This is a genomic window from Pseudomonas sp. GW821-FHT03A09, assembly GCF_059421065.1.
Map to the genome: position 1 here is coordinate 292,999 of NZ_JBWKUX010000002.1, position 15,946 is coordinate 308,944.

Annotated in this window: 9 protein-coding genes and 1 pseudogene; 1 reads left to right on the forward strand and 9 read right to left on the reverse strand. The window is 60.8% G+C overall.

Annotated features, from left to right (window positions below; genetic code table 11):
- Window positions 1-73: 73 nt before the first annotated feature.
- The 9 genes and pseudogenes from AC07V4_RS04100 to pilM form a co-directional block, all read right to left on the reverse strand.
- Window positions 74-1,492 (reverse strand): FAD-dependent oxidoreductase, encoded by a 1,419-nt coding sequence (locus tag AC07V4_RS04100; RefSeq protein WP_492637367.1) that lies wholly within the window; start codon window positions 1,490-1,492, stop codon window positions 74-76.
- 32 nt (window positions 1,493-1,524) lie between these two features.
- Window positions 1,525-5,970 carry a glutamate synthase large subunit gene (gene gltB, locus AC07V4_RS04105; protein ID WP_492637368.1) on the reverse strand — a complete coding sequence of 1,482 codons (4,446 nt, stop codon included), beginning with the start codon at window positions 5,968-5,970 and terminating at the stop codon, window positions 1,525-1,527.
- 354 nt (window positions 5,971-6,324) lie between these two features.
- Window positions 6,325-7,890 (reverse strand): SPOR domain-containing protein, encoded by a 1,566-nt coding sequence (locus AC07V4_RS04110; protein ID WP_492637369.1) that lies wholly within the window; start codon window positions 7,888-7,890, stop codon window positions 6,325-6,327.
- Window positions 7,891-7,900: 10 nt separating this feature from the next.
- Window positions 7,901-9,001, reverse strand: a complete 1,101-nt coding sequence (gene aroB, locus AC07V4_RS04115) for a 3-dehydroquinate synthase (RefSeq protein WP_492637370.1) — start codon at window positions 8,999-9,001, stop codon at window positions 7,901-7,903.
- A 124-nt stretch (window positions 9,002-9,125) separates the two neighbouring features.
- Window positions 9,126-9,644: a shikimate kinase AroK gene (gene aroK / locus AC07V4_RS04120; RefSeq protein WP_071482666.1), complete on the reverse strand. Its 519-nt coding sequence runs from the start codon at window positions 9,642-9,644 to the stop codon at window positions 9,126-9,128.
- Between the two features lie 4 nt (window positions 9,645-9,648).
- Window positions 9,649-10,902, reverse strand: a pseudogene (locus AC07V4_RS04125) (type IV pilus secretin PilQ); the annotation flags it as partial.
- A 141-nt stretch (window positions 10,903-11,043) separates the two neighbouring features.
- A complete protein-coding gene (locus AC07V4_RS04130) occupies window positions 11,044-12,006 on the reverse strand; it encodes a pilus assembly protein PilP (RefSeq protein WP_492637371.1) in 963 nt (320 codons plus the stop codon).
- Window positions 12,003-12,554 (reverse strand): PilN domain-containing protein, encoded by a 552-nt coding sequence (locus AC07V4_RS04135; RefSeq protein ID WP_492637372.1) that lies wholly within the window; start codon window positions 12,552-12,554, stop codon window positions 12,003-12,005. Before AC07V4_RS04135 ends, AC07V4_RS04130 begins: the two co-directional genes overlap by 4 nt.
- A complete protein-coding gene (gene pilM, locus AC07V4_RS04140) occupies window positions 12,551-13,207 on the reverse strand; it encodes a type IV pilus assembly protein PilM (RefSeq protein ID WP_492637380.1) in 657 nt (218 codons plus the stop codon). The genes AC07V4_RS04135 and pilM overlap by 4 nt, the downstream gene beginning before the upstream one ends.
- A 220-nt stretch (window positions 13,208-13,427) precedes the next feature.
- On the opposite strand from pilM, the gene AC07V4_RS04145 reads away from it, so the two are divergent.
- A complete protein-coding gene (locus AC07V4_RS04145) occupies window positions 13,428-15,890 on the forward strand; it encodes a penicillin-binding protein 1A (RefSeq protein ID WP_492637381.1) in 2,463 nt (820 codons plus the stop codon).
- The last annotated feature ends 56 nt before the right edge of the window (window positions 15,891-15,946 follow it).

Genomic DNA, 15,946 nt, shown 5'->3' on the forward strand with positions numbered 1-15,946 from the left:
CCTGCGATAGCGATGTCGAATTCACCACCGTCATCGCAGGCAAGCCAGCTCCCACATTTGACCGTGTTTCAGATCAAACCTGCAGGTAGTCCAGGATCCCTTCGGCGGCATTGCGCCCTTCGAAGATCGCCGTCACCACCAGGTCAGACCCCCGTACCATGTCACCACCGGCGAAGATCTTCGGGTTGCTGGTCTGGTGCTTGTACTGGCCTTGTTCCGGGGCTACAACACGGCCCTGGCTGTCGGTCTGGATCTGGAACTGCTCGAACCACGGCGCCGGGCTTGGGCGGAAGCCGAAGGCGATGACCACGGCGTCAGCCGGGATGATCTCTTCGGAACCCGGGATCGGCTCGGGGCTGCGACGGCCACGGGCGTCCGGTTCGCCGAGACGGGTCTCGACCACCTTCACGCCTTCGACGCGGTCTTCACCGACGATAGCGATCGGCTGGCGGTTGTAGAGGAACTTCACGCCCTCTTCCTTGGCGTTCTTCACCTCTTTGCGCGAACCCGGCATGTTGGCTTCGTCACGACGATAGGCACAGGTCACCGACTTGGCGCCCTGGCGGATCGAGGTGCGGTTGCAGTCCATCGCGGTGTCACCACCGCCGAGCACCACGACCTTCTTGCCTTTCATGTCGACGAAATCTTCCGGCGACTTTTCGAAACCCAGGTTGCGGTTGACGTTGGCGATCAGGAAGTCCAACGCGTCATACACGCCCGGCAGGTCCTCACCGGCAAAGCCGCCTTTCATGTAGGTGTAGGTGCCCATGCCCATGAACACGGCATCGTATTCTTCGAGCAGTTGCTCCATGGCCACGTCTTTACCGATCTCGGTGTTCAGGCGGAACTCGATGCCCATGCCGGTGAACACTTCACGACGGTTGCTCAGGACGGTTTTTTCCAGCTTGAACTCGGGGATGCCGAAGGTCAGCAGGCCACCGATTTCCGGGTTCTTGTCGAACACCACCGGGGTCACGCCGCCACGCACCAATACGTCGGCACAACCCAGGCCGGCAGGGCCGGCGCCGATGATGGCGACGCGCTTGCCGGTTGGCTTGACCTTGGACATGTCCGGGCGCCAGCCCATGGCGAACGCGGTGTCGGTGATGTACTTCTCCACCGAGCCGATGGTCACCGCGCCGAAGCCGTCGTTGAGGGTGCACGCACCCTCACACAGACGGTCCTGCGGGCACACCCGGCCGCACACTTCCGGCAGGGTGTTGGTCTGGTGCGACAGCTCGGCGGCGGCGAGGATGTTGCCCTCGGCCACCAATTTGAGCCAGTTGGGAATGAAGTTGTGCACCGGGCACTTCCATTCGCAATACGGGTTACCGCAACCCAGACAGCGGTGGGCCTGGTCGGCCGAGTGCTGGGGTTTGAACGGTTCGTAGATTTCCACGAACTCTTTCTTGCGTTGACGCAACAGTTTCTTCTTCGGATCTTTGCGCCCGACATCGATGAACTGGAAGTCGTTATTCAGACGTTCAGCCATGTTAAAACCTCATCAAACTCTTCAGGCGCATATCACTGCGGGTTGGCACGGATGCTGGAAAGCAACGATTTCAGGTTGGCAGCCTTGGGCTTGACCAGCCAGAAACGACGCAGGTAATCATCGAGGTTCTCGGCGAGGTTACGACCCCATTCGCTGCCGGTCTCCTCGACGTACTCGTCCAGCACGTGCTGCAAGTGGTTCCGGTAGGACTCCATGGCTTCGCCGCTGATCCGCTGGATCTCGACCAACTCGTGGTTGACCTTGTCGACGAAGGTGTTGTCCTGGTCGAGCACATAGGCGAAACCGCCGGTCATGCCCGAACCGAAGTTGTAACCGGTCTTGCCCAGTACCGCGACAAAGCCACCGGTCATGTACTCGCAGCAGTGATCGCCTGTGCCTTCCACCACAGTGTGGGCACCGGAGTTACGCACGGCGAAACGCTCACCGGCCGTACCGGCGGCGAACAGCTTGCCACCGGTGGCGCCGTACAAGCAGGTGTTGCCGATGATGGCACTGTCCTGGGTCTTGTAGACGCTGCCTTTAGGCGGAACGATCACCAGCTTGCCGCCGGTCATGCCCTTGCCCACGTAGTCGTTGGCGTCGCCTTCCAGGTACATGTGCAGGCCACCGGCGTTCCATACGCCGAAGCTCTGGCCCGCAGTGCCCTTGAAGCGGAAAGTGATCGGCGCCTTGGCCATGCCCTGGTTGCCGTGCTTGCGCGCGATTTCGCCGGAGATGCGGGCGCCGATGGAGCGGTCGCAGTTGCAGATGTCCAAAGCGAATTCGCCACCGCTGGCGTCATTGATCGACGAGGCGGCCATCTCGACCATCTTCTCGGCCAGCAGGCCTTTGTCGAACGGTGGGTTACGGTCGACACCACAGAACTGCGGTTTGTCAGCCGGGATATGATCACTCCCGAGCAACGGCGTCAGGTCCAGATGGTGTTGCTTGGCGGTCTGGCCTTCGAGGATTTCCAGCAGGTCGGTACGACCGATCAGCTCCTCCAGCGAACGCACGCCCAGCTTGGCCAGCCACTCACGGGTCTCTTCGGCGACGTAGGTGAAGAAGTTCACCACCATGTCGACAGTGCCGATGTAGTGATCCTTGCGCAGCTTCTCGTTCTGAGTCGCGACGCCGGTAGCGCAGTTGTTCAGGTGGCAGATGCGCAGGTATTTGCAGCCCAGGGCGATCATTGGTGCAGTACCGAAGCCGAAGCTCTCGGCGCCAAGAATCGCGGCCTTGATCACGTCGAGGCCGGTTTTCAGGCCGCCGTCGGTTTGCACACGGACCTTGCCGCGCAGGTCGTTGCCGCGCAGGGTCTGGTGGGTTTCAGCCAGGCCGAGTTCCCACGGTGCGCCGGCGTACTTGATCGAAGTCAGCGGCGAAGCGCCAGTGCCGCCGTCGTAGCCGGAGATGGTGATCAGGTCGGCATAGGCCTTGGCCACGCCGGCGGCAATGGTGCCCACGCCAGCTTCTGCTACCAGTTTCACCGAGACCAGGGCCTGCGGGTTGACTTGTTTCAGGTCGAAAATCAGCTGCGACAAATCTTCAATCGAGTAGATGTCGTGGTGCGGTGGTGGCGAGATCAGAGTCACGCCTGGCACTGCATAACGCAGCTTGGCGATCAAACCGTTGACCTTACCGCCAGGCAGCTGGCCGCCTTCACCGGGCTTGGCACCCTGGGCGACCTTGATCTGCAGCACTTCGGCGTTGACCAGGTATTCCGGGGTCACACCGAAACGGCCGGTAGCAACCTGCTTGATTTTCGAACTCTTGATGGTGCCGTAGCGCGCCGGGTCTTCGCCGCCTTCGCCGGAGTTGGAACGCGCACCCAGGCGGTTCATGGCTTCGGCCAGGGCTTCGTGGGCTTCAGGCGACAAGGCGCCCAGGGAAATACCGGCAGAATCGAAGCGCTTGAGGATCGACTCCAGCGGCTCGACTTCGCTGATGTCCATCGCCGTGTCCAGGGTCTTCACCTTGAACAGGTCGCGGATCATCGACACCGGGCGGTTATCCACCAGGCTCGTGTATTCCTTGAACTTGGCGTAGTCGCCCTGCTGCACGGCGGCTTGCAGGGTGTTGACCACGTCCGGGTTGTAGGCGTGGTATTCGCCACCGTGTACGAACTTGAGGAGGCCGCCTTGCTGGATCGGCTTGCGCGCGCTCCAGGCTTCAGCGGCCAGGGCTTTCTGCTCGGCTTCGATGTCGACGAAACGCGCGCCCTTGATGCGGCTTGGCACGCCACGGAAGCTCAGTTCGCAAACCTCTTCGGACAGGCCGATGGCTTCGAACAGTTGCGCACCACGGTACGACGTGACGGTGGAGATGCCCATCTTCGACAGGATCTTCAGCAGCCCCTTGGTGATGCCCTTACGGTAGTTCTTGAACACCTCATAGAGGTCGCCCAGCACTTCACCGGTACGGATCAGGTCGCCCAGCACTTCGTAGGCCAGGAACGGATACACCGCCGAGGCGCCGAAACCGATCAGCACCGCGAAGTGGTGCGGGTCACGGGCGGTGGCGGTTTCCACGAGGATGTTGGAGTCGCAGCGCAGGCCCTTTTCGGTCAACCGGTGATGCACCGCGCCAGTCGCCAGCGAGGCATGGATCGGCAGCTTGCCTGGGGCAATGTGGCGGTCGGTCAACACGATCTGGGTACGACCGGCGCGCACGGCTTCTTCGGCCTGGTCGGCGACGTTGCGTACCGCGGCTTCAAGGCCGAGGCTCTCATCGTAGTTCAGGTCGATGATCTGGCGGTCGAATCCTGGGCGGTCCAGGGTCATCAGCGAGCGCCACTTGGCCGGGGACACTACCGGCGAGCTGAGGATTACGCGGGAGGCGTGCTCCGGCGATTCCTGGAAGATGTTGCGCTCGGCACCGAGGCACACTTCCAACGACATCACGATGGCTTCGCGCAGCGGGTCGATCGGTGGGTTGGTCACCTGGGCGAACTGCTGGCGGAAGTAGTCGTACGGCGTGCGCACGCGCTGGGACAGCACGGCCATCGGCGTGTCGTCGCCCATGGAGCCGACGGCCTCGTAGCCTTGCTCGCCGAGCGGACGCAGTACCTGGTCGCGCTCTTCGAACGTGACCTGGTACATCTTCATGTATTGCTTGAGCTGGTCCACGTCATAGAAAGCCGAACCGTGGTCGTTGTCTTCCATGGTCGCCTGGATGCGCAGGGCATTCTTGCGCAGCCATTGCTTGTACGGGTGACGAGACTTCAAGCGGTTGTCAATGGCGTCGGTGTCGAGGATCTGCCCGGTTTCGGTGTCTACGGCCAGGATCTGCCCAGGGCCTACACGGCCTTTGGCGATGACGTCTTCGGGCTTGTAGTCCCACACGCCGATTTCCGACGCCAGGGTGATGAAACCATTGGTGGTGGTAACCCAACGCGCCGGGCGCAGGCCGTTACGGTCGAGCAGGCACACCGCATAGCGGCCGTCGGTCATGACCACGCCGGCCGGACCGTCCCACGGCTCCATGTGCATCGAGTTGTACTCGTAGAACGCACGCAGGTCCGGGTCCATGGTTTCGACGTTCTGCCACGCAGGCGGAATGATCATGCGCACGCCACGGAACAGGTCGATGCCGCCGGTGACCATCAGCTCGAGCATGTTGTCCATGCTGGAGGAGTCGGAACCTACACGGTTAACCAGTGGGCCGAGTTCTTCCAGGTCCATCAGGTCGTTGGCGAACTTGGTGCGACGGGCCACAGCCCAGTTGCGGTTGCCGGTAATGGTGTTGATCTCGCCGTTGTGGGCGAGAAAGCGGAATGGCTGGGCCAACGGCCATTTCGGCAGGGTGTTGGTGGAGAAGCGCTGGTGGAACACGCAGATTGCGGTTTGCAGACGCTCATCGCTCAGGTCTGGATAAAAGGCGGTGAGGTCCGCCGGCATCATCAGGCCTTTATAAATGATGGTCTTGTGAGAAAAGCTACAGATGTAGTGGTCGGTGTCGGCGGCGTTGGATACCGACGAGCGACGACGGGAGGTGAACAGCTTGATCGCCATGTCCTGGTCGCTCAGGCCGTCGCCTGCGATAAACACTTGTTCGATCTGCGGCAGGCGCTCCAAGGCCAGGCGGCCGAGCACGCTGGTGTCGATTGGCACTTTGCGCCAGCCAACGAGTTGCAGGCCGGCAGCCAGGATCTCGCGGTTCATGTTCTCGCGAGCGGCTTCGGCTTTGACCGGGTCCTGGTTGAAGAACACCATGCCCACGGCATATTGCTTGGGCAGGTCGACTGCAAATTGCTCTTTTGCGACAGCGCGCAGGAACTGGTCGGGCTTTTGAATCAGCAAGCCACAACCGTCACCGGTCTTGCCGTCGGCGTTGATCCCACCGCGGTGGGTCATGCAGGTCAGGGCCTCGATGGCCGTTTGCAAAAGGGTATGACTGGGCTGGCCCTGCATGTGGGCTATCAGGCCGAAACCGCAGTTATCCTTGAATTCATCGGGTTGGTACAGACCTGCTTTCATAGACACTTTCTCACCAGGCTGCCTCTTATATCGAGGCAAATTTCTTTTCAATTCAACCGGTTACCTTCCACGCCGAACGTACGCCGGCTTAGCGGGGGCAAAAGGGAGGTCATTGTACACACCGACACGAACGCTCACAAATTTAGCGACGAAATGTCGCAAATCTATGTCGCATTTATGAAAGGTTTAAAGCGATATGCTGTGCTAGTCAAAACTTTTTTAATTCTGACCGCATCGACTCAAAAGCTACTGTGACGCAGACACCACAAAGCGCGCGGTCCTTGGGGGACTGCACGCACTTGCGGTTATTTTTTGAGGTGCCGGGAGGGCGGCCTGGGTAAGGCCGCCGGATCTTCAGCGAGTTGCTGCCAGTTCTTGTTGAACGCTGGCAACAGTGCGAGGCCAAGGTTTACCAGCCTGAACCTTCGCTGGCAAGGCTTTGATCGCGGAATCAGCTGCAGCGCGGCTTGGGAAGCTGCCGTAGGTGATCACGTAGAGAGGCTTGCCGTTGAGCACTTTCTTGAAATAACGGTACTCGCCGCCCTGCTCTTTCACGAACGCCTGGGCGTTGGCTTCGGAGCTGGTACCCAGGATCTGCACGACGAAATGACCAGCTGGCTGGCTGGTGTACCAGCTGCTGCCAGCGGCGGCTGGAGCGGCCTTGGCAACGGTGGCAGCTGGCTTTTCAACCGGCTTGGCGACAGGTGCAGGCTTGGCGACTGGAGCCGGTGCCACAGGCTTGGCCACAGGGGCTGGCTTGGCGGTGGCAACGGTCGGTGCCGGGGTCGGCTTGGCAACCGCAGCCGGCTGACCCGCTGGTACGCCCGCAGGCGGCGCAGTGGTGGTCACGGTCGGTGGTGTGGCGCTGGAGCCTTCCACCGGCACGCCGTCGTCGCCTTCGGCGATGCCACCGGCTTCTTCGGCGAGCGGGCCGCGCATGACAGGCTGGCCGACCATCGGCAGGTTGGTCGGTTGGCCGGAGTTGGCAAATTCGACGTTCGGCGTGGGTTTGCCCAGTGGCAACTGCGCCTGTTCGGTTGGCGCGCCGGCAGTGGTAGGCGCTTTGCTGCGACCTGGGATCAACCAGGCAGCGGCTACAGCAACCACGACAACCGCGGAAATAGCCAATACGTGCTTCTTAGGCATAGTGAACCCCATCTTTGGACGCTTCACCGCAGAGCGGCTGGCAATCATGGCTTCGATCATGGCATCTCGGGCAACCTGGTTGATGGTGCCAGGCCAGCCGTCGGAGCTTTCGTGAATATCAGAGATCTGCTGGGCGGAGAAAAGTTCGATACCCGCCCCTGCGCCTTCCAGGCGCTGAGCCAGATATTCGCGGGTTTCTTCTTCTTCGTACGGCTGCAATTCGATGACGTGGAACAGTTCCTGGTCGCCACTGATCTGCTCCAGATCGGCGATCATCGACGACTCACCGAACAGGAATACGTGCGGGCGACCTTCCGGCGTGCCCGCCGCCAGCGCCAGCAACGCTTCCAGGGCAGATTCGTCGAGCTGCTCGGCGTCATCCACCAGCAGGTAGACTTCCTGGCCCGTCAGCCCCAACTGCACCACTTGCTTGAGAATCGCGTTCGGCTCGGCGGTGGAGACATCCAGCGCCTGGGCCACTTGGCGCAGCACGCCCGCCGCATCACCGGCACCACGGGCCGACACCACCACGCTCTGCACCGATTGCTTGTTGGTGCTGGCCACCAGTGCCTGGCGCAGCAAGGTCTTGCCGCTGCCCAGCGGGCCGGTCACCACCAGCAGCAGCTGGCTGTACCGCGCCAGGTGATGCAGTTGGCCGAGTACCGGCTTGCGCTGCGCCGGGAAGAATTTGAAGCCAGGCACCCGCGGAGCAAATGGGTCGTGGCTGAGCTGGAAATGGCCGAGGAACGCCTCGTCGGCATGCAAACTAGTCATCGGGATCTTATTAACCTTTAAGCTGGGCCAGGGCGCGGTAATCCGCTCCCAGCGTGGCCTGTAAAATCTCTTTCGGATAATCGTCGGTCACTACCGCTTCGCCCATGTGGCGCAGCAGTACCAGTCGCAGTCGACCGTCGATCACTTTCTTGTCTATTGCCATATGTTCGAGGAAATCCGCCTCGGTCATCTCCTCAGGCGGAATGACCGGCAAACCCGCACGCTGGAACAGGCGAATGCCACGATCACGCTCCTGGGCAGTGATCCAGCCCAAGCGTTGTGACATCTCCAACGCCATCACCGTGCCAGCAGCTACGGCTTCCCCATGCAACCACACACCATAGCCCATGTGCGTTTCGATCGCATGGCCGAAGGTGTGACCCAGGTTCAAGGTGGCCCGCACGCCGGACTCCCGTTCGTCGGCATTCACCACCAACGCCTTGGCGGCGCAGGAGCGGGATATCGCTTCGGTCAATGCCACCTGATCAAGGTTACGCAGCGCATCGACGTGCTCTTCCAGCCAGGTCAGGAATGGCTCGTCGCAGATCAGCCCGTACTTGATGACTTCCGCCAGACCGGCAGACAGTTCACGCGGCGGCAGGGTATTCAGCGTGGCAGTGTCGATCAGCACGGCATTCGGCTGATAGAACGCACCGACCATGTTCTTGCCCAGCGGATGGTTGATTCCGGTCTTGCCACCCACCGACGAGTCGACCTGGGACAGCAAGGTAGTCGGTACCTGGATAAAGTCCACGCCGCGCTGGTAGCAAGCGGCTGCAAAGCCGGCCATGTCCCCGATGACACCGCCGCCCAGGGCGATAACGGTGGTGCGGCGGTCATGCCGCGCAGTGAGCAGGCCATCAAAGATCAGTTGCAGGGTTTCCCAGTTCTTGTGGGCTTCGCCGTCAGGCAAGATCACAGAGATCACCGAGTAAGCCGCCAGGCTGCGGCTCAGACGCTCAAGATACAGCGGCGCGACCGTTTCATTGGAGATGATCGCCACTTGCCGCCCGGCAATATGCGGTGCGAGCAATTCGGGCTGGTCCAACAAACCTTCGCCGATGTGGATCGGGTAGCTGCGCTCGCCTAGATCGACCTTAAGTGTCTGCATGTGTCCCCGCGTTGAGATGTATTGACGACCGGTAACGTCGAGATCTGACGTCGCCTGATGGCTCTACGCCACACTCCGTAGGAGAATGGCGCGCCGCCGAGAATAGCGCATTTCGGGCCTGGCTTTAACGGGGTGGCAGCTGTTGCAGGCGCTCAAGAATGTCGAGAACCACCATCCGAGGTGGCCGTTCATCGGTTTCCACCACCAGATCAGCGATTTCCCGGTACAGCGGATCGCGCAGCGCCAACAGATCCCGCAGGGTCTTTGCCGGGTCGGCGGTGCGCAGTAATGGGCGATTCCGGTCACGGGCAGTGCGGCCAACCTGCTGCTCCACTGAAGCATGCAGATAGACCACCCGACCACCGGCATGCAGCGCCCGACGGTTCTCATCGCGCATCACTGCGCCACCGCCGGTGGCCAATACCACGCCGTCGCAGCCGCACAGCTCGGCAATCATCGCCTGCTCGCGGTCGCGAAAGCCCAGTTCGCCTTCCTTATCGAAGATCCATGGGATATTGGCGCCCGTGCGCAATTCAATTTCCTTGTCGGAATCTTTGAACGGCAGGCGCAGCTCTTTGGCCAGCAAACGGCCGATGGTGCTTTTTCCAGCGCCCATCGGTCCTACAAGAATCAAATTTCGCACAGAATCAACGACTCACAGCAATCGCCTGGTTATTCATAATACGCGGAGTCAGGAATACCAGCAGCTCGGATTTTTTCTCCGCCAGCACATCGCGCCGGAAAAGTCGGCCAAGATACGGCACATCGCCCAAAAATGGCACTTTATCTACCACTTTGCTTTGGGTATTGGAGAAAACTCCACCAATAACAATGGTCTCGCCATCCTTGACCAACACCTTCGCATTCACCTCGTTTTTCTTGATCGGTGGCACGTCGTTGAGCTTGTTCAGGTAGTCAGGCTCATCCTTGGTGACTTTGACCTCCATGATGACCCGGTCGTCGGGAGTGATTTGCGGGGTCACTTCCAGGGATAACGAAGCCTCTTTGAACGACACCGATGTAGCGCCACTGGAACTGGATTCCTGATAGGGGATCTCGGTGCCTTTGAGGATGCGCGCGGTTTCTTTGTCGGCGGTGACCACTTTGGGTTGCGAGACGATTTCACCGTTGCCGGTTTTTTCCATGGCAGTCAGTTCAAGATCCAGCAACAGATTGTCGCTGATATAGGCGATGCCCAGGCCTGACGTGCCCGTCAGTGAACCCAAGTCGACAAAGGGTGAGCTGGGCGGGTTTTCCGGTAGCTCCGCGCCTTCAGGCAGCGGTTTGCGAATACCGCCAGCGCCCCAATTACCCCGGCTCAGCCCACCACCCCAACGCACGCCCAGGCTTTTGTCGTAATCGACATTGGCCTCGACGATACGCGCCTCGATCATCACCTGCCGCACAGGAATGTCCAGTTGCGCCACGATTCGCCGCAGCTCCTCCAGCCGCTCCCCAGTCTGATAGGCGATGATGTTGTTGGTGCGGTCGTCCACCGCTACCGAACCGCGCTCATCGGTGGTGCCTTCAAGTCCGCTGACGGATTGGAACAACTTGGCCAAGTCCGCCGCCTTGGCGTAGTTGACCTGTAACAACTCCCGACGCAAGGGCGCCAGCTCGGCCATCTGCTTGCGTGACTCCAACGTCAGCAACTCGCGAGCAGCCAATTCGTCGGCTGGGGCGACCAGCAACACACCGGCTTTGAGCCGCTTATCCAAGCCTTTGGTGTGCAGCACCAAGTCCAGCGCCTGGTCCCAGGGTACGTCCTTGAGCCGCAAGGTAATCGAACCCTGCACCTCATCGCTGGCGACTAGGTTGAGGCCCGCGATATCAGCGATTTGCTGCAACACCGCGCGCAGCTCGATGTTCTGGAAATTCAGGTTCAGCTTTTCGCCGGAGTACGTCCCCGGCACCACGCCGTCAGGAGGCGGCAGTTGGATCAAGTCCAGGCGATTGGGTACAGCAGCAGCCATCGGTGCCGTGAACGCTATCCATAGCGCCACACCGAAGGACGAGAAAGTCCTTTTCATTGATTGATTCCGTTATGAGTTGACGTTCAGCTTCAGGGTTCGCGGGCGCTCCAGCCATGTGCCCTGTTCATCGGGGAACAGCTCGACCAGTTCGATGTGGCCGTCATGAATAGCGTTGACCCGGCCATGATTCGGCCCCAGGTAGTCGCCTACCGCCAGCCGATAGACCTCTGATGCCGCACGCAGCAAGGCAAAAACCTGCCCACCGCGAGACAATGTGCCGACCATTTCAAACTGATCGGTAGCCAGACCTTCCAGCTTCCCCCGGATACGGGTGGGATCAGGCGCAAGCGCCGGCCTGCCAAGCACCCGTTCAACCTGCAAAGCGAATGGCTGGAACGGATCACGCAGGGATGATGAGTCGTCGGCAAAGCGCGCCCCAGGGTCGATTGCCTGCCCGCGAGGCGAGTCGCGGCGATAGGTTTTAGCCAACAGATTGAGATGCAGCAAGGCGCCATCCGGTCGAAGCGCAACATCATGCACAGTCACGATCCTCGACAGCCCGCCCAAGGCCGCCACAAACATCGCAAGGTCGTGGTAAACCCCACTAGTCCCTATCTGCACGGGTTGTTCAACGAGAAACGACCACGGCTGTTCATCCAAAACCGTGATGCCCTCCACCACCAGCCCATTGGCCGCCGCCAGACGAGTAATATCCTCAAGAAACGCAGGCACCTCGGACTGGCCGGAAATACGCCCTAACAGACCCGCAGCTTGCTGCTCCATCACCTCGAACTGGCGGGTGCGCTCTTCAAGGCTGGCAGCCACATCAGCTCTTTGCGCAAGCTGCTGTTGCAGTGCCACTTCCCGAGCTTCAACTACGTGCAATCGCTCCCGCGACGGGCTCAGGTACCAGGCTTCTCCCACCACCATCAGCAGGCAGGCCAACGCGCAGGCGAGCAGAGCCTTACCAGGCCAGGGCCATGCTGCAGCGTTGTAGGTGAGTGCGGAAAAGTCGAGCCTGGGCAGGCTCATGGTTGCGCCTCGGTGGATTCCCCCTGACGTACCATCAACTGGAACTCATTGTCGCCGCTCCCAGCGTCCGTACGCACACGCTGGAGCCGCGTTGCGTGGGTGCCCTGCGAGGCTTCAAGGCGGCGCATCAACTGGGCGATGTCCTCGCTGGTTTCAGCACTGCCGCTGACGCTGACGGTATCGCCATCTGCCAGCACCTCGTGCAGCCGGACGCCATCAGGCACTGCGCGCGCCAACTGATCAAACAACTGGGCACTGGTAGAACGGGTGTCATGCAGGTCCTGCACAACCTTCATGCGCTCTGCCAGCTGCTGGCTTCGCTCCTGCAGGTCGTCGATGGTCTTGATGCGCGAATCCTGGACGGCGACTTCCTTGCCCAAGTGATGATTGCGCGCCACCTGCCGGTCTATCGCCCGATCAATCACCTGATCAGCCAGCCACACCGCAGCGAGTGCCACACCGGCGAACGCCAGGAGCAGCATCAGGAAATATTTGCGCCGCCGTTGCACCAGCGCCTCGCGCCAAGGCAAAAGATTGATTCGTGTCATCCAGCGAAACTCCTCAGGGCCAACCCGCAAGCCACTCCCATTTCCTGGGCATCCACCGCCCATTGTGCGCCATCGACTCGATGACCCGGCGTGAAGCTGGCAAAATCCTGACGGCTCGCGCGCTCCAATGCAAACCCCTCGATGTCCACCACCTGCGGGACAAGCCCGGCAAGGGCCAAAACCGCAGCGCGGGCCTCGACCTGTTCCTTGAGGCAGGCGGCCAATAATACTTCGACCCTGCGCGGGTCCTGAATCGAAGGGCCGCGGACTTGAAAGTCGATGGCCACATCATCCAATGGATAAGGAATGTACTGGTCGGCCTCCATCTGAATCATCCAGACCATCTCCTCATCACTGAGCCCCGCATCCATTTCGATCACCCGCGTGATGACCGAGGGCCCAACCACGGCCACCGCTGCCTGGCGAACCGATGTACGCAACCGTGCGAGCGCTTGACGCAGCGCCTGCCCTATCCCCTCAAGATCCAGCAATGTGCCATCGACCACGGCATGGGCTGACAGCCCCTGCGTGGCATAACCCTCGATGGTATACCCAGTGGCCGAACGGCCCAGTTCGATCAGCTTGATACCGGCCTCATGAATATCGACACCCAGAACGCTGTCGGTTTTTCGCCTGAAAAATCCTTTTCTCATAAAACTCCCTAAAACTTTACCTGTCATACCGCCTGATTGCCGCCGGCCGTCGTGCATTCGGTCGACTTGTTTGAGTGGCGCGAATGACGCCCCAAGCCGAAAATGCTTTAATGCCCAGCGTTTTTTCCCGCTTTTTATCTGCAGCTCGGGTCGATCCATCGTTTGCCATGCATGCCCCGACGCGTAACCCATTCTTTTCTCTGGAAATCCAAAAGCCTTGATTCGTCTGCTGAAGTTTTTCGGGTACTCCATTGTCGCGATTGTCTGCGGGCTGCTGCTCGTACTCAGCGGTGCCTACCTCTACCTTAGTCCGGGTTTGCCCTCCGTAGAGGCGCTCAGAAGTATCCAGTTGCAGATTCCTTTGCGGGTCTACAGCAGCGATGAAAAACTGATCGCGGAGTTCGGCGAAATGCGCCGCACACCGATCCGTTTCGCCGACATTCCACCCAATTTCATCAGTGCACTGTTGTCCGCCGAGGACGATAATTTCGCCAACCACTACGGCGTCGACCCCAGCAGCCTGGTGCGTGCAGCCACACAATTGGTAAAAAGCGGACACATCCAGTCAGGCGGCAGCACCATCACCATGCAGGTGGCGAAGAACTTCTTCCTCACCAGCGAACGCAGCTTTTCGCGCAAGGCCACCGAGATCCTCCTGGCCCTGCAAATCGAGCGTCAGCTGACCAAGGACGAGATCCTTGAGCTGTACGTGAACAAGATCTACCTGGGCAACCGCGCCTACGGGATCGAGGCGGCGTCCCAGGTCTACTACGGCAAGTCGATTCGTGATGCCAGCCTCGCGCAGATGGCCATGATTGCCGGCCTACCGAAGGCCCCGTCGCGCTTCAACCCGCTGGCCAACCCGGCGCGCAGCAAAGAGCGCCGCGACTGGATCCTGGGCCGCATGTACAAGCTGGGCAAGATCGACCAGGCCGCTTACGAAAGTGCCGTGGCCGAGCCGCTGAACGCCAGCTATCACGTGCCGACGCCAGAAGTGAATGCTCCATACATCGCCGAAATGGCCCGCGCCGAGATGGTCGGTCGCTATGGCAGCGACGCCTATACCGAAGGTTTCCGTGTCACCACGACGGTTCCGAGCAACTTGCAGGAAATCGCCAACCACTCGGTGCACGAGGGCCTGATCACTTATGACCAGCGTCACGGCTACCGTGGCCCCGAGTCGCGCCTGCCCGGCAAGACCTTGAGCGCCTGGACTGCAGAACTGGGCAAGCAGCGCTCGATCAGCGGCCTGGAACCGGCCATCGTCACCCAAGTGAAGAAAGATGGCGTGCAAGTGCTGACTCGCACCGGCGAAGCGCACGTGGCGTGGGACAGCATGAAATGGGCACGCCCGTTCCTGAACACCAACAGCATGGGCCCGATGCCCAAGCAGCCGTCGGACGTGGCGCAGGTGGGTGACTTGATCCGCGTGCAGCGCCAGAAGGACGACACTCTCAAATTCAGCCAAGTGCCGGTGGCACAGGGCGCCCTGGTCTCCCTCGACCCGCAGAACGGTGCGATCCGTGCCCTGGTCGGCGGCTTTGCCTTCGAGCAGAGCAACTACAACCGCGCCATCCAGGCCAAGCGCCAGCCGGGCTCGAGCTTCAAGCCATTCATCTACAGCGCCGCGCTGGACAACGGCTACACCGCCGCAAGCCTGGTCAACGACGCACCGATCGTGTTCGTCGATGAGTACCTGGACAAGGTCTGGCGCCCGAAGAACGACACCAATACGTTCCTCGGCCCGATCCGCGTGCGTGAAGCGCTGTACAAGTCGCGCAACCTCGTATCGATTCGCCTGCTGCAAGCGATGGGCGTGGGCAAGACCATCGACTACATCACGCGCTTTGGCTTCAACAAGTCGGACCTGCCGCCAAACCTGTCCCTGGCCCTGGGCACCGCCACCCTCACGCCAATGGAGATCGCCACTGGCTGGAGTACCTTTGCCAACGGCGGCTACAAGATCACACCGTACCTGATCGACAAGGTCGAAAGCCGCAATGGCGAAACCCTGTTCACCGCCAACCCACCACGGGTGCCGGGCGATGTGGTCAACGGCGTCGCCGCCCCTGACGGCATCGCTGCACCGGGCAATGGTGGCATCACTGTCGAGCCAACCCCAGGCACAGCGCCCGTCGCCAGTACCACCGCGCCGACCGAACCTCAAGCGCCCGCCGTTGCACCGCGCGTAGTTGATGGCCGCACCACTTACATCCTCAACAGCATCCTTGAGGACGTGATCAAGAAGGGCACCGGCCGCCGCGCATTGGCCCTGGGCCGTGCGGATATCGCGGGCAAGACCGGTACCACCAACGAGTCCAAGGACGCCTGGTTCTCCGGCTATAACGCCGACTACGTGACCACCGTATGGACCGGCTATGACCAGCCGGAAAGCCTGGGCCGCCGCGAATTCGGCGGCACCGTCGCGCTGCCGATCTGGATGAGCTACATGGGCGCAGCCTTGAAAGACAAGCCACTGCACACCCAGCCGGAACCGGAAGGCATCCTCAGCCTGCGGATCGACCCGGTCAGTGGCCGCGCAGCCTCGCCTAGCACGCCGAATGCTTACTTCGAACTGTTCAAGAGCGAAGACACGCCACCGTCGGTCAACGAGCTGGGCAATGGCGTTGCACCGGGCAGCCCGCTGCCTGCGGACGAAGGGGCGCCGATCGATCTCTTCTGATCGGTGAGATCCAGTGTGGGAGCTGGCTTGCCTGCGATGCAGGCACCTCGGTGTAT